This window comes from Flavobacterium agri, from assembly GCF_013401995.1.
Lineage (GTDB): Bacteria > Bacteroidota > Bacteroidia > Flavobacteriales > Flavobacteriaceae > Flavobacterium > Flavobacterium agri.
Window position 1 is genome coordinate 117468 of the sequence record NZ_JACBJI010000003.1, and the last position, 16505, is coordinate 133972.

The window sequence follows — 16505 nt, forward strand, 5'->3', positions numbered from 1 at the left end:
TCGGTTTTCAGGTCTCATAAATCGGGTTCGGAAAACCGCTTTTCTGTCGGATTTTTTTACTTTTGAAAACCAATTTCCGCTTATGTCCAAGTGTGTCGTTTTATTTCTTTTGGTTTTGCCGACTATGGGTTTTTCCCAGGCCGATTGCCAAAAGGCGCGACAGTTTTTCGCCCAGAAGAAATATGCCGAGGCGCACCGGGAATATCTGGCTTGTCTCGATGCCGATCCGAAAAGCAAGGAAGCTGCCGAGCGTTTGGGCGATTTGTGCGCTTTTTCCAAAAAATGGAAGCAGGCCGCGCAGTATTACCAAAAGTTGATCGCGATCGACCCTAAAAACGCCGAAGCGCATTACAAATACGGAGGCGCTTTGTCTATGGACGCGTCTTCGGGTGGGAAACTCAAGGCTTTGGGCATGATCGGCGACATCAGGAAATCGTTCGAGGCCGCGATTTCGTTGAATCCGAAACATGTTGAGGCACGTTGGGCTTTGGTAGAATATTACCTGCAAGTTCCCGGGATTTTCGGAGGAAGCGAATCCAAAGCCAACCGATATGCCGACGAGCTTGCAAAACTTTCGGCCGTCGACCATTATTTGGCCAAAGGTCGTATCGAAGAATATTTCGAACGTTATCCGAAAGCCGAAAAATATTACCTCAAAGCGCACGCCATCGGCAATTCGCGCACCACTTTAAACAAGTTGACTTCGGTCTATGCCAAAATGAAACGGCCCGACAAGGCAAAAGCCGCAACCGAAGCATTCGAATCCAATACACGAACAAAAACCACATCCATCTGATGAGAACCCATTTCATAGCCATAGGCGGAAGCGCCATGCACAATCTCGCCCTTGCACTCCATTCCAAAGGCTATCACGTAACCGGAAGCGACGACGCTATTTTCGAACCGTCGCGCACCCGATTGGAAAAGAAAGGACTGCTTCCTGCCGAAATGGGTTGGTTCGCCGAAAAAATCACGTCCGATATCGACGCCGTGATTCTTGGAATGCACGCCAAATCGGACAATCCGGAGTTGAAGAAAGCCCAGGAACTCGGTTTGAAGATTTATTCGTACCCGGAATTCCTATACGAACAATCGAAAAACAAAACCCGCGTCGTCATTGGCGGTTCTCACGGAAAAACGACGATCACGTCTATGATTCTGCACGTGATGCATTACCACAATATTGCCGTCGACTACATGGTGGGCGCGCAATTGGAAGGCTTCGACACGATGGTGCATTTGACCGAAAAGAACGATTTTATCGTTTTGGAAGGCGATGAATATTTGTCGTCTCCCGAAGATTTGCGTCCGAAATTCCACTTGTATCATCCGAACATCGCGTTGATTTCGGGCATCGCCTGGGATCATATCAACGTTTTCCCGACGTTCGAAAATTATGTCGAACAGTTCGAGATATTCATCAAAAAAATCACCAACGGCGGCATGCTCGTGTACAATGCCGAAGATCCCGAAGTGAAGAAAGTGGCCGAAGCCGCGACGAATCCGATCCGAAAAATCGCTTACGAAACGCCCGAATATTCGGTCGAAAACGGAAAGACGTTGCTACAAACGCCCGAAGGTCCAATGCCGATAGAGGTTTTCGGCAAGCACAACCTGAACAACCTCGCGGGTGCAAAATGGATTTGCCAGGCCATGGGCGTAGACGAAGCCGATTTTTACGAAGCGATCTCGACGTTCAAAGGCGCGTCCAAACGTCTGGAGAAAATCGCCGAGAACGACCGCAACGTCGCGTACAAGGATTTTGCACATTCACCAAGCAAGGTCGCCGCGACCACGAAAGCCGTCAAAGAACAATATCCCGACAGGAAATTGGTCGCTTGTCTGGAACTTCACACCTACAGTTCGCTCAATCCCGAATTCCTTTCGCAGTATGAAGGCGCACTCGATGCGGCCGACGTCGCCGTGGTTTTCTATTCGCCGGAAGCGGTGAAGATCAAGCGCCTCGAAGAAATCACTTCCGATCAGATCGCACAGGCGTTCAAACGCGACGATTTGGTCATTTATACGAATCCGGAAGCGTTCAAGGAATATTTGTTCCATTTGAAATTCGACACCGAAGGAATCGCTTTGTTGCTCATGAGTTCGGGCAATTACGGCGGTTTGAACTTCGACGAAATCAAGACGTTGATATAACCGTTCGTTTTAAGACGATTGGATTTTGGAAGTTACTTTTTATATGCGAAGTGACCGACGATTTCATATCTAAACAAACAATCCTCCAAAACCTGTCCGCCGCCTACGTTGTGAACGATCAGGTGACGCTTGCCATCGGAAGTTTTTCTGTTGGTGACGATGCCGATATGCGGTAGTTTGCCGTTGATCATCCACGTTACGATGTCGCCGGTTTTATAATCGGAGGCATTTTTCGTAAAGGCAAGTCGCTGTCCTTTTCGCGCAAAGAAAACCTCGAGGTTGGGCACGCGTCTGTGGTCGATGTTGGTATCTGGTTTTTTGAGTCCCCATTTTTGCGGGTATTTCGAGAAATTCTGTGTCATATCGAGGTGTACTTCTTTTTGAAGGTCGATGCCGAGTTTCCTGTAAGTCCGGATCACGACATCGGTACAAACCCCTTTCGTTTTATCTACATCTCCGTTCGGATAAGGAATAACCGTGTATTTCCCGTCGTATTTAACCGATGGGTCGACGATCGAGATCGCTGCGTCCGAAAGACGTGTCTCGAAGTTCTTGTCGACCGCGATTAAGAAGCTGGCCGAGAGCAATAGGGCGAAAAAGAATTTCATGTAAGTATTGTCTTAAAAAGTAACGTCAGGCAGGTTGAAAATATTTTGACTGATTCGAAGATGCAGGATTTACCGAATCGTTTTTTAACTTTTGATACAGATTTTCTGTAAACCGTTGCGTCAATGTCTTTTTAATTTAGTGATCGAAAGCCAATCCCATCCCGAAGCGTCGTAACCTAAATCATCAAAGCCATACACTTGAATTTATGTCCGAAACTACATCCTTTCCCATTCGTCAATGGTCCGAAGACGACCGACCGCGTGAAAAAATGCTGCTCAAAGGCCGGTCTGCGTTAAGCGACGCCGAACTCATCGCAATCCTCATCGGTTCGGGTTCCAGAAGCGAATCGGCCGTCGATTTGGGTAAACGCATACTGTCCAACGTCGGCAACAACCTAAACGAATTGGGACGGTTGTCGCTTGCCCAACTTACGGCTTACAAAGGAATCGGAGAGGCAAAGGCAGTGACCATTTCGGCTGCGTTGGAATTGGCGAGACGCAAACGCGAATCGGAAGCGCGCGAATTGTCCCGGATCGGCTCGAGCCATGACGTATTTTTGGTCATGCAGCCGTTAATTGGTGAACTCATGCACGAGGAATTTTGGGTGTTGTATCTCAATAACGCGAACAAAATCCTGCATAAAGTCCAGTTGTCCAAAGGCGGAATGACGGGAACGGTCGTAGATATACGGTTGGCATTCAAAATAGCCTTGCAGCATGCCACGACGGGCATCATACTCTGTCACAACCATCCGTCGGGAACGCTAAAGGCAAGTGATGCCGATCGTCAGATTACGCGAAAAATGAAATTGGCCGGCGAAAATCTCGATATCAAAGTACTCGACCATATCATCGTGACAGAAACGGCCTATTTCAGTTTTGCAGACGCCGGAATATTATGAATTCGCCAACAACTTAGGCACACATTTGTCGTTATATTTGCGAACATGAAAATGGCAGCCCACGTCCGCGACATATTTTTCGACCTCGATCACACGCTTTGGGATTTCGAGAAGAATTCCGCGTTGGCGTTCGAGACGATTTTTGAGCAACTTGAAATCGAAGCAGACCTCGAGGCATTCCTCAAGTTTTATGTGCCGATCAACCACGAGTATTGGGAAAAATACCGAAAGGATGAAATCACGCATGAAGAATTGCGCTTCGGACGATTCAGGAAAGCCTTCCACCTATTGGGTTTTGAAATTTCCGATGAACTCGTGATGCGTGTTTCTTCGGAATACATACAGTGCCTTCCGCTGAACAACCATCTTTTTGAAGGCACGATCGAAGTCCTGGATTATCTGAAAGCGAAATACAATCTGCACATCATAACCAACGGATTTCACGATGTCCAATCGCGCAAACTTGAGAATGCGGGCATCGGACATTATTTCGCGACGGTCACAAATTCTGAAAAGGCAGGTGTAAAAAAACCGAATCCGCTTATATTTGAACACGCTTTGTCATTGGCCAAAACAAAAAAAGAGCAAAGCCTTATGATTGGTGATTGCATTGATGCCGATGTACGCGGGGCATTGAATTGCGGAATCGACGCCATCTTATTTTGTCCCGATCCCGAGGTCAGTTATGAAGGAATCAAACAAATATCGAATCTCTCTGAATTAAAAAAATACCTTTAAATGAAAAATGTTTTCGCAGCCTTGTTGTTTTTTATGAGTGCGTTCTCTTTTGCTCAAAACGATGAAAACCCTAGGGAAACGATCAATAATTACAAGTTTGTGATTGTACCGTCTAAGTTCAGCTTTCTCAAGGAACCAGATCAATACCAACTCAACATGTTTACCAAAATGTACTTGGAAAAGTACGGTTTCAAAGTTTTTTACGACACCGATTTGTTGCCGCTCGAAGCCGCAGGCGACAATTGCAACAAGATGTTTGCCGACGTGGTTGCCGAGAAAAACAACATGTTCGTGACCAAGCTTAGCGTGACATTGCGCGATTGCATGAATGTCGAGTTGTTTAGGACTGAACTTGGCGTCAGTCGCGAGAAGGAATATAAGACCGCTTATCGCCAGGCATTGCGTGAAGCATTTAAGTCATTCGAGACTTTAGGGTATTCCTATAACGGAAAAGACGGTATTCGCGAAAGCATCGGAAAGCGACCAATGCCGGTTTCCACATTAAAAACAGCTCCTTCTAAACCAGTAGAAGAAATGGTTGTGGACAAGAATACGCTTTTTGCACAACCCGTCGAAAACGGATATCAACTCGTAGATACTACGCCCAAAGTGATTTTCAAAATCAAAAAAACATCGAGCGCCCAGGTTTTCCTTGCCGACAAAGACGGGCAAACCGGAACGCTTATCGAAAAAGGCAAAGGCAAATGGGTTTTCGAATATTATGTAGACGGAAAACTCATGACCGAAGAAGTTTCGATCAAATTCTAATAATCATAGCGGTCTTTCCAGCGATTCTTGAGAAATTCCCGTGTTGAATTTTCGCGGGAGTTGTTGCCGGGTTCGTAGATTTTCGTGCCGCGGATCGCTTCCGGAAGAAAATCCTGATCGATGAAATTATTGTCGTAACTGTGAGCGTATTTGTAATCGTCACCGTAACCTAATTCCTTCATCAATTTCGTAGGCGCATTTCTCAAGTGTAAAGGAACAGGCAAATCTCCGAATTGCTTGACCAATTGTTGCGCTTTTCCGATTGCTTCATAACTCGCATTACTTTTTGGTGAAGTTGCCAAATACACGGCGCATTGGCTCAAAATGATGCGACTTTCCGGATAACCGATGGTCGTCACGGCTTGAAATGTGTTGTTCGCGATCACAAGTGCTGTCGGGTTTGCGTTCCCGATATCTTCGCTGGCCAAAATCAGCATTCTTCTTGCGATGAATTTCACGTCTTCTCCACCTTCTATCATCCTTGCAAGCCAATAAACAGCGCCGTTCGGGTCGCTTCCGCGCATCGATTTTATAAAAGCCGAGATGATGTCGTAATGCTGTTCGCCCGTCTTGTCGTACAAAACCGTGTTCTGTTGCGCGATTTTGAGCACCATGTCGTTGGTCACGGTAATTGAGTCGCCTCCAACAGCATTGATGACGAGCTCGAATACATTGAGCAATTTTCGCCCGTCTCCACCCGAAAGTCGCAGTAATGCCTCGGTTTCCTTGAGTTTTATTTTTTTGGTTTTGAGGATGACGTCGGTTTTGATCGCACGTTGCAGAAGCGTCTCCAAATCCTCTTTCGAAAACGGATTGAGTACGTAAACCTGACAACGCGACAGTAATGCGGGAATCACTTCGAAACTCGGATTTTCGGTCGTAGCGCCGATCAAAGTCACCCAACCTTTTTCGACGGCCGCGAGCAATGAATCTTGTTGTGATTTGCTGAAACGATGGATCTCGTCTATGAACAAAATCGGGTTTTTGGCCGTGAACAGACCGCCCGATTGCTTGGCTTTGTCTATGACTTCGCGAACGTCTTTCACGCCTGCATTGATCGCGCTCAAAATATAGAACGGGCGTTTGGATTCCTCGGCTATGATTTGCGCGAGCGTGGTTTTTCCGGTTCCAGGCGGGCCCCAAAAAATCAACGATGGGACGATACCGCGCGCGATTTGCTGCGTGAGCGAACCTTCGGGTCCTACCAAATGCAATTGGCTGATGTAATCTTCTAGTTTTTGAGGGCGTATGCGTTCGGCGAGTGGAGCTTCCATATGACAAAAATAGCGGTTTTGGAGTTGATGGTTTTATATAGTTTGAAGTTTAAGATTTGAAATTTGGAGTTCCTCGACTGCGCTCGGAACTTCCCAAACCTGACAAAATTTCACTAAATTCCATTTGGTCGTATTTTTGACGAAACGCCGTCGACCAACCAACTCGTAAGTCGCAAGACTTTCGACTTTGACTTTTGACTATCATGAACGACAATTACTTCAAATACACGCCATCGGTAATCCTGTTTCCGCTTTTGTTCACGTTCGCCATCTGGACGGTTTACGGATTGGAGCAATATTACAATCTCGACTTGCATTTCCTCGCGATTTTACCGCGCACGGTTCAGGGATTGCCGGGTATTTTCACGAGTGCTTTCCTGCACGGAAGCCTTGAGCACATCGCCAATAACAGCATCCCACTTGCGATTTTGATGGCCGCACTTATTTATTTCTACCGCGAGCTTTCGCTTAAAGTGATCTTTTTCGGGATACTGTTTTCGGGTGCGTTCACTTGGATTTTCGGCCGTCAGGATTATCATTTGGGCGCGAGCGGACTGATTTACGTGCTGTTCAGCTTTATCTTTTTCAAAGGCATCATCACCAAATATTACAGGCTCGTCGCGCTTTCATTGGCAGTGATCATGAGCTACGGCGGAATGGTTTGGTATGTTTTTCCCGGAATTGAAGACTCGATCTCGTGGGAAGGACATTTGGGCGGTTTTCTCGCCGGATTGTTGTTCGCGATCGTTTACAAAACGCCCGAATACAAGGAAATGCTCAGGTATGATTGGCAGCAACCCGATTTTAATCCCGAGGAAGATGCGTTTATGAGAAGGTTTGACGAGAACGGCAATTTTGTCGATCCGCCGAAGCCTGAACCGGAAGTGCAAGAAGAGATCGCCCAGGCGACTAACAACGTAGTGCGCATCCATTACACATTCGTTCCTCAAATTCAGGAAATTCCGAAGCTCGATCCTGACAGCGAAACCAATTTGGAGCACAAATCCTAGCCCTGATGCAAGCGGTTAGCCTTTTGAAGGAAACGCCTCGATTTTGTTCCCGAAACCGAGCGACCGCAGGAAGCTCCTGTTTTGGGTTGCAAAAGGTGGCGTTTGCAAGAAAGCTAAAAGTGGGTCAGCAGGATTCGGCTTCTAAAAAATTAAACGGTTCTCTGTCGCACAGTCTCGTAAAGGAACGCGCCGCAAGCCACGGAAACATTAAGCGAGCCAATCGTTCCGTACATAGGCAGCTTCGCTTTCTCATCGACAATTTTCAAAACCGAAGGATTGATTCCGCGATCTTCCGATCCCATAATGATCGCCACGGGTTCGTTGAAATTGATGTCGTAAATGCTGTCTTCGGTCTTCTCGGTCGCCGCTACGGTCTTGATGCCCGAGCCTTGCAGATAGAAAATCGCGTCCTTGATGTGCTCGACTTTACAGATCGGAATGTTGAACACGGCTCCGGCCGACGTTTTGACAGTGTCTCCGTTCACGGGAGCCGAACCTGCTTTTTGCACGATGATCCCATTCACGCCAGTACATTCCGCAGTCCTGATGATCGCACCGAAATTCCTCGCGTCACTCAACTGGTCAAGGATCAGGAACAACGGCATTTTTCCGGATTCGGTGACCTGGTTGATCAGCGTTTCCATATCGTAGAACTTCACGGGCGAAATGCTAGCGATCGCTCCTTGATGATTGAGTTTGGTGATGCGGTTGAGTTTTTCGACAGGCACATACGAGAAATTGATGTTCTCCTTTTTTAGAGCTCCGAGCAAATCTTTCATCAAGTTACCCTGTGCTTCCTTTTGGATAAATACTTTGTCGATTTCCTTTTTGTTGCGGATGGCTTCGAGGATGGCGCGTATGCCGAAAATGTGGTGTTCTTGTTCCATGGCGCAAAGATAGGTTATTGAGGATTATCAGATCGTCAGATTTTCAGATTGTCAGAATTAATCGCAGAAATCTGTAAATCCGTAATCTGTAAATCTGACGATCTGTCAATCCTAAAAATTAGCCTTCAAGCTAAGGTGCACGATCGAATTCGACAGTTTAATCTCTTGGTCGCCCGTACTTCCGTTGGCGTAAACGAGGTTCAGAAGTCCGGTTTTGGTTTGCAGTCCAAAGCCGAAGCCAAGTCCTAGGAGCGAATCGCGCATATCGGACGTTTCATCTACGAAATAACCGTAATCGATGATCGAATGCACGTAAAGATTCGGGGCGAGCACATATCGGTATTCGGTCAAGATCGAACTCACGAAATTGGCCTGCAGGCTGCTCTCGTTGAAGCCACGTATGGAATTGATGCCGCCGAAACGGTACAATTCGTTGACGATATACACATCGCTGTTCAAGTAATAATTCTGGCTTTTGACGTTGACGATGTTCTTGTCGTTGAGATAGAAATTATGCCTTAAGCTGGCTTCGGCGAAAAACTGTCCGTTCTTTTGCAGGTTGGAATCGCGCGAACCGATACCGGCTTTGAGGTAAAGCCGCGTCTTTTCGGGAAACAGGAAATCGTCTACTTTGAAATCGACGAAATCGAGGTTGACCGTCGCGAACTTGTTCTTGTAGTCGTTGATCGAAAAGTTGTTCTGGTTTTGGATGTCGGACGATTCGGTGGCCTGATATCCCAAATACAATCGCGTGTTGTAGTTGAAATAATAGCCGATGTCGATCGCGGTTTTCGTATTCTGGAACGTCGAATCCTGCTTGAAGATGTTGAGCGCGGCCTTGACGCCGAAGCGCGATTTGAAAATGTACGGAAGCTCGATCGAGGCGTTGAACGTGCGTTGTTCCTTTCCGTCAGACTTCCAATACAATGAAAATTCTTCGCCCGTATTTACGAAATTCACGAGCAACAGGTCGAGATAACCGCTGAACACGATTTTGGAATTGGCTTCGTCGTTCGCAAACCCGACAAGCCCGTCGAAACGGGAAGGTTTGGCTTTTTCGATGTAGACGTAGACTTTGGTCGTGTCTGTCGTAAACAGGATTTCGGGATATTTCGTCTGGTTCACGAATCGGAACTTGTTCACGTCGTTGGACAAACTTTGCAGCGTTTCCTGGTTGAACGTCTTGTTTTTGTACAGTCGGCGGATGTTGCGTTTGTGGCCTTCGGGAAATTTGTCGTATCCGTTGAACACGATGTCGTTCAAAACGCGTTGCTTGCCCGTTTCGATCTTCAAATCGGCCACGAGCGAATTCCCTTTCCTGCGGAAGTTAACCAGCTGCAGTTTGGCAAGCGAATAGCCTTTCTTTTCGAGCGATTGCAAAGCGTTGTTGAGATAGGTTTCGGTTTGGGAAATCGGCAGCGATATCGTGTCTTTTTCTCCGGGGAAAACCATCTCTTTGAGTTCGGGATTTTTACCTATATATATATGTACGTTTTTGGTGCGTTTTCCGAGCGCGAATTTATAGACGAAAGTAGAATCGTTCGTTTTGGAGTTTTCAATGATTTCGGACGATAAAAATCCGATGCGTTCAAGCTTGGAAGAAAGCGCTTTGGTTTCGGTTTCGATCGCCCTGACGTTCGGGAATGTTTTTACATAACCGACGGAGTCGATGATCTTGGTTTCGGTTTCATCGTTCCCCGAAATGACCAAGCCGAGCTGTTGCGCATTTGCCGCAAAGCCAAAAAGCAGGAACAGGATAGGGAAGAGGCGTTTCAAAAGCAGTTTTTAGGTAAACGCAAAATAACGGAATTTAATATCAATGGAAATTTCAAATTCCAAAATCCAAACCCCAAATGCGTTGTTTAGAAGCTTCACTAGCCTGCCTGGTGCTTAACTTAATATAATAGTAACTTCAGTGCTTTTCCGGAATTGATTTTCCAGATTAATTTTGTCAACCTGATTCAAAAGTCGCAGTCGTTTTTTGTCGCATTCGAAACAAAACGAAGCTTTGCGAAGTCTTTTCGTGTCGCATTGGAATTTGGTTCCGAAGCGTCGGGATTATGCTTGGAATTTGTGTAGTTGAAAATTAATCAGTTAAGATTTGTTTCAATAAAATAATTGACTACCTTTGCGACCCCGTAAATAGCGGGAATTAGAATCATAAAATTTTTTTAGTAAACATTATGCCAACAATTCAACAATTAGTAAGAACTGGAAGAACCCAGATAACTAAGAAGAGTAAATCGGTTGCTTTGGATTCATGTCCTCAAAGACGTGGCGTTTGTACGCGTGTTTACACCACGACTCCTAAAAAGCCAAACTCTGCGATGCGTAAAGTAGCGCGTGTACGTTTGACTAACGGGAACGAGGTGAACGCATACATCCCAGGAGAAGGACACAACCTCCAAGAGCACTCGATAGTATTAGTTAGGGGCGGAAGGGTAAAAGATTTGCCAGGAGTTCGTTATCACATTGTGCGCGGTGCGCTTGACACTTCTGGTGTTGCAGGCCGTACACAACGTCGTTCGAAATACGGAGCAAAACGCCCTAAAGACGCAAAAAAGTAATTTAAAAACTTTTAAGTAAGAAGAAATGAGAAAAAGACAGGCCAAGAAAAGACCTCTTTTACCAGATCCGCGTTTCAATGACCAGTTGGTAACACGTTTTGTAAACAACTTGATGTGGGACGGTAAAAAATCGACTGCGTTCAAAGTATTCTACGATGCTATCGATATCGTGGAGTCTAAGAAGCAGGACGCCGAGAAATCGGCACTAGAAATTTGGAAAGACGCTTTGACTAACGTAATGCCGCACGTAGAAGTACGTTCGCGTCGTGTTGGTGGAGCTACATTCCAGATCCCAATGCAAATTCGTCCGGATCGCAAGATCTCTATGGCGATGAAGTGGATGATCCTTTACGCACGCCGCCGTAACGAGAAATCGATGGCTCAGCGTTTGGCTAACGAAGTCTTGGCTGCTGCCAAAGAAGAAGGAGCTGCTGTGAAAAAACGTATGGATACTCACAAGATGGCAGAAGCTAACAAAGCATTCTCTCACTTTAGATTCTAATCAGAAATGGCAAGAGACTTAAAATTTACAAGAAATATCGGGATCGCTGCTCACATCGACGCAGGAAAGACTACGACGACTGAGCGTATCCTATTTTACACCGGAAAATCGCACAAGATCGGTGAGGTTCACGACGGTGCTGCAACGATGGACTGGATGGCTCAGGAGCAAGAGCGTGGTATCACGATCACTTCTGCTGCTACGACTTGCGAGTGGGTATTCCCGACTCAGCAAGGAAAGCCGACTGCAGATGCTAAGCCTTATCACTTCAACATCATCGATACTCCGGGACACGTTGACTTTACCGTAGAGGTAAACCGTTCCCTTCGCGTACTCGATGGTCTTGTGTTCCTTTTCTCTGCTGTTGACGGAGTTGAGCCGCAGTCAGAAACAAACTGGCGTTTGGCGGACAACTACAAAGTGCCACGTATGGGATTCGTGAACAAGATGGACCGTCAAGGTTCGAACTTCTTGCGCGTTTGCCAGCAGGTAAAAGATATGTTGAAATCTAATGCTGTGCCAATCGTTTTGCCGATCGGTGAAGAAGAAGATTTCAAAGGTATCGTTGACTTGGTGAAAAACCAGGCTATCGTATGGCACGATGCAACTCAAGGAGCTACTTTCGACGTGATCGACATTCCTGAAGACATGAAAGAAGAGGCGCACCAGTACCGCGCAATGCTTATCGAAGCAGTTGCCGAGTACGATGAGTCTTTGATGGAGAAATTCTTCGAGGATGAAAACTCGATCACCGAAGACGAAATCAACAACGCACTTCGCAAGGCGGCTATCGATATGTCTATCATCCCGATGCTTTGCGGATCTTCGTTCAAGAACAAAGGCGTGCAGTTCATGCTTGACGCGGTTTGTAAATATCTTCCTTCTCCGCTTGACAAAGAGGCTATCGAAGGTACAAACCCCGACACGGAGCAAGCTGAATCGCGCAAGCCGGACGTTAAGGAGCCATTCGCGGCTTTGGCGTTCAAGATCGCAACTGACCCTTACGTAGGTCGTTTGGCGTTCTTCCGCGCTTACTCTGGTCGTTTGGATGCAGGTTCTTACATCTTGAACACGCGTTCAGGAAACAAAGAACGTATCTCCCGTATCTACCAGATGCACGCGAACAAGCAAAACCCGATCGAATTCATCGAAGCTGGTGACATCGGAGCGGCTGTAGGATTTAAGGACATCAAGACCGGAGACACGATGTGTGACGAAAAGCACCCGATCGTTCTCGAATCTATGGATTTCCCTGCGCCGGTAATCGGTATCGCTATCGAGCCTAAAACTAAGGCCGACGTTGATAAGATGGGTATGGCTTTGGCTAAACTGGCCGAAGAAGATCCGACGTTCCAGGTTAAGACCGACGAGGCTTCAGGACAAACGATCATTTCAGGTATGGGTGAGCTCCACTTGGATATCCTGGTTGACCGTATGCGTCGTGAATTCAAAGTCGAAGTTAACCAAGGCGAGCCTCAGGTTGAGTACAAAGAAGCGTTTACACGTGCTGCACAACACCGTGAAGTTTACAAGAAACAGACTGGTGGTCGCGGTAAATTTGCCGACATCGTGTTCAAGATCGAGCCTGCAGACGAAGGTTTCGTAGGTCTTCAGTTCGTGAACGAGGTGAAAGGCGGTAACGTTCCTAAAGAATACGTTCCGTCTGTAGAGAAAGGTTTCAAAGCCGCTATGAAACAAGGTCCTTTGGCCGGTTACGAAGTGGATAGCTTGAAAGTAACGCTTCTCGACGGATCTTTCCACCCTGTGGATTCCGATGCGCTTTCATTCGAATTGGCTGCTAAACTTGGATACAAAGAATCTGGCCGTGCTGCCGGAGCGGTTATCCTTGAGCCGATCATGAAATTGGAAGTCATCACTCCGGAAGAAAACATGGGTGATATCGTAGGTGACTTGAACCGTCGTCGCGGACAGGTCAACGACATGAGCGACCGTAACGGTGCCAAAGTTATCAAGGCATTCGTTCCGCTTTCTGAAATGTTCGGTTACGTGACTACATTGCGTACCCTTTCTTCAGGTCGTGCGACGTCTACAATGGAATTCGATCACTACGAGGAGACGCCATCGAACATCTCTGAACAGGTTATCAAAAAAGCAAAAGGTAACGCTTAATCTTTAAGAAAATGAGTCAAAAAATCAGAATAAAACTGAAGTCTTACGATCACATGCTCGTTGACAAATCGTCCGAGAAGATCGTAAAAACCGTAAAAAGCACGGGAGCTGTGGTAACTGGTCCGATTCCGTTGCCTACGAACAAAAAGCTTTTTACAGTACTACGTTCACCTCACGTAAACAAGAAAGCGCGTGAGCAGTTCGAAGTAATGTCTTACAAAAGACTTATCGATATCTACTCTTCTTCATCAAAGACAATCGACGCTCTAATGAAGCTTGAATTGCCTAGCGGTGTTGAAGTTGAAATCAAAGTCTGATAATTCAGAATAGATAATCAAAGGCAAATGATCGGATCATTCCGGTCATTTGCTTTTTTATTAAGGTTGCTGGATAAGGCTGAAATGCTTGTTTTTTGGGGAGTTTTTGATCGGATATCGCGAGTTTGTCGATGTTTTGAAATATTCTTCAGAAAACATGCTGATTACGTTTTGTTTAGTAAATCTTAATCTCTATATTTGCACGCTCAAAAAATAGCGTCTTTGCTATTTTGAAATCAATTGTTTAATAATTAATTAGTTTTTATGTCTGGGTTAATTGGAAGAAAAATCGGCATGACCAGCATTTTCGACGAGAACGGGAAGAACATCCCTTGTACCGTGATCGAAGCTGGACCATGTGTGGTTACCCAAGTCAGAACCAACGAGGTTGACGGGTATGAAGCGTTGCAACTTGGTTTCGATGACAAATCTGAAAAACATTCCAACAAAGCGGCCGAAGGTCACTTTAAGAAAGCGGGAACTGTTGCTAAGAAGAAAGTCGTCGAATTCCAGGATTTTGCAACAGAGCAGAAACTTGGTGACGTTATCGACGTTACTATTTTTTCTGAAGGCGAATTTGTAGACATCCAAGGTGTCTCTAAAGGAAAAGGTTTCCAAGGTGTTGTTAAACGTCACGGATTTGGCGGGGTAGGACAGTCTACTCACGGTCAGCACAACCGTTTGCGCGCACCTGGTTCTGTTGGAGCTTCATCTTATCCTTCACGTGTATTCAAAGGAATGCGTATGGCGGGAAGAATGGGTGGAGTTAATGTTAAAGTACAAAACCTAAGAGTTTTGAAGGTAGTTGCCGACAAAAACCTGATCCTTGTTAAAGGTGCGGTTCCGGGACACAAAGACTCTTACCTAATCATTCAGAAGTAATGGACGTAAAAGTTTTAAATATCAGCGGAAAAGAAACCGGACGTACAGTAAGCCTGGACGCTGCGGTTTTCGGGATCGAGCCTAACAAACACGCCGTTTACCTTGATGTGAAGCAGTATTTGGCCAACCAACGCCAGGGAACTCACAAAGCGAAAGAGCGTGCTGAAGTTACAGGTTCTACTCGTAAGATCAAGAAGCAAAAAGGAACTGGTACAGCTCGTGCGGGTTCTGTAAAGTCACCAGTTTTCAAAGGTGGTGGTACTATCTTCGGACCACGTCCAAGAAGCTACTCGTTCAAATTGAACAAAAACTTGAAGCGTTTGGCTCGTAAGTCGGTGCTTTCTGCAAAGGTTCAGGAGAACAATCTGGTAGTTCTTGAGGACTTCAACTTCGAGACTCCAAACACGAAAAACTTCATCAACGTATTGAAAGCGTTGGGCTTAGAGAACAAAAAGTCTTTGTTCGTGTTGGGTGATTCGAATAAAAATATATATTTGTCGTCACGAAATTTGAAGGCTTCAAATGTTGTAACATCTTCAGAATTAAGCACTTACGCGATTCTAAACGCGAACAATGTTGTGCTTCTTGAAGGTTCTGTAGAAGGAATTGTTGAGAATTTAAGCAAATAAGAAGGCGATGAGTATCATTATCAAACCTATCGTTACTGAAAAAGTAACCCGTGAAAGCGAGCTTTCGAACCGTTTCGGTTTCGTGGTGAACAAAAAAGCCAACAAGGTGGAAATCAAGAAAGCGGTCGAGGCTGCTTACGGAGTTACCGTTGTTGAAGTGAACACTATGAACGTTCGCCCTGACCGTTCCGTTAAATACACTAAAAGTGGATTGATCAGCGGAAAGACGAATTCTTACAAGAAGGCCATCGTCCAGGTTAAGGAAGGAGACACAATCGATTTTTATAACAACATCTAATAGAAGACGAAAATGTCAGTTAGAAAATTAAAACCTATTACCCCGGGCCAGCGATTTAGAGTTGTGAATAGCTTTGACACTATTACAACTGATAAGCCGGAGCGCTCTTTGCTAGCACCGATAAAAAAGTCCGGAGGTAGAAATAGTCAAGGAAAAATGACCATGCGTTATACAGGCGGTGGTCACAAGAAAAGGTATCGTATGATCGACTTCCAACGCACTAAAGCAGGAATTCCTGCTACTGTGAAGTCTATCGAGTACGATCCGAACAGAACTGCGTTCATCGCTTTGTTGGCTTACGCCGATGGTGCCAAAACGTATGTAATTGCTCAAAACGGATTGCAAGTTGGTCAGACGGTAATGTCTGGCGAGAACGCGCAGCCGGAAATCGGAAACACATTGCCACTTAGCAAAATTCCTCTAGGTACGGTTATCTCTTGTATCGAATTGCGTCCGGGTCAAGGAGCGGTTATCGCTCGTTCGGCTGGAACATTCGCACAGTTGATGGCTCGTGACGGAAAATACGCTACGATCAAAATGCCTTCAGGAGAGACTCGTTTGATTCTTTTGACTTGTTCGGCTACGATTGGTGCAGTTTCCAATTCAGATCACCAATTGGTCGTTTCAGGTAAGGCTGGACGTTCACGTTGGTTGGGCCGTCGTCCTCGTACGAGACCAGTTGCCATGAACCCTGTTGATCACCCGATGGGTGGTGGTGAAGGACGCTCTTCTGGAGGTCACCCACGCTCACGTAAAGGTCTTCCGGCTAAAGGTTACAGAACTCGTGCTAAGGCTAATCCGAGCAATAAGTATATTGTAGAACGCAGAAAGAAATAATA

At 46.0% G+C, this 16505-nt stretch carries 18 protein-coding genes; 14 read left to right on the top strand and 4 right to left on the bottom strand.

Annotation, left to right across the window (positions count from 1 at the left end; all coding sequences use genetic code 11):
• The first annotated feature begins 82 nt into the window (after window positions 1–82).
• Together HZF10_RS07800 and HZF10_RS07805 are read left to right on the top strand one after the other, a co-directional pair.
• Window positions 83–796, top strand: coding sequence for a tetratricopeptide repeat protein (locus HZF10_RS07800; protein ID WP_246282508.1), 714 nt, complete (start codon window positions 83–85; stop codon window positions 794–796).
• Entirely contained in the window at window positions 796–2154 is a 1359-nt protein-coding gene (locus tag HZF10_RS07805) for a UDP-N-acetylmuramate--L-alanine ligase (protein ID WP_176005640.1), read from the top strand. Before HZF10_RS07800 ends, HZF10_RS07805 begins: the two co-directional genes overlap by 1 nt.
• Before the next feature lie 32 nt (window positions 2155–2186).
• Here HZF10_RS07805 and HZF10_RS07810 read toward each other — a convergent pair whose 3' ends face one another.
• Window positions 2187–2762 carry a DUF1287 domain-containing protein gene (locus HZF10_RS07810; protein ID WP_176005641.1) on the bottom strand — a complete coding sequence of 192 codons (576 nt, stop codon included), beginning with the start codon at window positions 2760–2762 and terminating at the stop codon, window positions 2187–2189.
• A 206-nt stretch (window positions 2763–2968) separates the two neighbouring features.
• Between HZF10_RS07810 and radC the strand changes: the two genes are divergently transcribed.
• Genes radC through HZF10_RS07825 form a run of 3 tightly spaced genes read left to right on the top strand, consistent with a single transcriptional unit; the run spans window position 2969 to window position 5170 of the window.
• On the top strand, window positions 2969–3664 hold the full coding sequence (radC, locus tag HZF10_RS07815; RefSeq protein WP_176005642.1) for a RadC family protein: 696 nt from the start codon (window positions 2969–2971) through the stop codon (window positions 3662–3664).
• Between the two features lie 51 nt (window positions 3665–3715).
• Window positions 3716–4402: a YjjG family noncanonical pyrimidine nucleotidase gene (locus HZF10_RS07820; protein ID WP_176005643.1), complete on the top strand. Its 687-nt coding sequence runs from the start codon at window positions 3716–3718 to the stop codon at window positions 4400–4402.
• Window positions 4403–5170: a hypothetical protein gene (locus HZF10_RS07825; protein ID WP_176005644.1), complete on the top strand. Its 768-nt coding sequence runs from the start codon at window positions 4403–4405 to the stop codon at window positions 5168–5170.
• Here the strand turns inward: HZF10_RS07825 and HZF10_RS07830 are convergent.
• Window positions 5167–6444, bottom strand: coding sequence for a replication-associated recombination protein A (locus HZF10_RS07830; RefSeq protein ID WP_176005645.1), 1278 nt, complete (start codon window positions 6442–6444; stop codon window positions 5167–5169). The genes HZF10_RS07825 and HZF10_RS07830 overlap by 4 nt on opposite strands.
• A gap of 203 nt (window positions 6445–6647) precedes the next feature.
• On the opposite strand from HZF10_RS07830, the gene HZF10_RS07835 reads away from it, so the two are divergent.
• A complete protein-coding gene (locus tag HZF10_RS07835) occupies window positions 6648–7454 on the top strand; it encodes a rhomboid family intramembrane serine protease (protein WP_176005646.1) in 807 nt (268 codons plus the stop codon).
• 149 nt (window positions 7455–7603) lie between these two features.
• Here the strand turns inward: HZF10_RS07835 and rlmB are convergent, their stop codons facing one another.
• Together rlmB and HZF10_RS07845 are read right to left on the bottom strand one after the other, a co-directional pair.
• A complete protein-coding gene (gene rlmB, locus HZF10_RS07840; protein WP_176005647.1) occupies window positions 7604–8341 on the bottom strand; it encodes a 23S rRNA (guanosine(2251)-2'-O)-methyltransferase RlmB in 738 nt (245 codons plus the stop codon).
• Window positions 8342–8452: 111 nt separating this feature from the next.
• Window positions 8453–10117 carry a BamA/TamA family outer membrane protein gene (locus HZF10_RS07845; protein ID WP_176005648.1) on the bottom strand — a complete coding sequence of 555 codons (1665 nt, stop codon included), beginning with the start codon at window positions 10115–10117 and terminating at the stop codon, window positions 8453–8455.
• A gap of 407 nt (window positions 10118–10524) precedes the next feature.
• On the opposite strand from HZF10_RS07845, the gene rpsL reads away from it, so the two are divergent.
• The 8 genes from rpsL (at window position 10525) to rplB (ending at window position 16503) form a co-directional block, all read left to right on the top strand.
• A complete protein-coding gene (gene rpsL, locus HZF10_RS07850) occupies window positions 10525–10908 on the top strand; it encodes a 30S ribosomal protein S12 (protein WP_169528676.1) in 384 nt (127 codons plus the stop codon).
• Between the two features lie 25 nt (window positions 10909–10933).
• On the top strand, window positions 10934–11410 hold the full coding sequence (gene rpsG, locus HZF10_RS07855) for a 30S ribosomal protein S7 (RefSeq protein WP_176005649.1): 477 nt from the start codon (window positions 10934–10936) through the stop codon (window positions 11408–11410).
• A gap of 6 nt (window positions 11411–11416) precedes the next feature.
• Complete coding sequence (gene fusA / locus HZF10_RS07860) at window positions 11417–13540, top strand: elongation factor G (protein ID WP_176005650.1); 2124 nt, start codon at window positions 11417–11419, stop codon at window positions 13538–13540.
• Window positions 13541–13551: 11 nt separating this feature from the next.
• Window positions 13552–13857, top strand: a complete 306-nt coding sequence (rpsJ, locus tag HZF10_RS07865) for a 30S ribosomal protein S10 (RefSeq protein ID WP_169528673.1) — start codon at window positions 13552–13554, stop codon at window positions 13855–13857.
• 264 nt (window positions 13858–14121) lie between these two features.
• Window positions 14122–14739, top strand: a complete 618-nt coding sequence (gene rplC / locus HZF10_RS07870; RefSeq protein WP_176005651.1) for a 50S ribosomal protein L3 — start codon at window positions 14122–14124, stop codon at window positions 14737–14739.
• Window positions 14739–15368, top strand: a complete 630-nt coding sequence (gene rplD / locus HZF10_RS07875) for a 50S ribosomal protein L4 (RefSeq protein WP_176005652.1) — start codon at window positions 14739–14741, stop codon at window positions 15366–15368. Before rplC ends, rplD begins: the two co-directional genes overlap by 1 nt.
• Window positions 15369–15375: 7 nt before the next feature.
• Window positions 15376–15666, top strand: a complete 291-nt coding sequence (gene rplW / locus HZF10_RS07880; protein WP_176005653.1) for a 50S ribosomal protein L23 — start codon at window positions 15376–15378, stop codon at window positions 15664–15666.
• Between the two features lie 12 nt (window positions 15667–15678).
• Window positions 15679–16503, top strand: coding sequence for a 50S ribosomal protein L2 (gene rplB, locus HZF10_RS07885; protein ID WP_176005654.1), 825 nt, complete (start codon window positions 15679–15681; stop codon window positions 16501–16503).
• The last annotated feature ends 2 nt before the right edge of the window (window positions 16504–16505 follow it).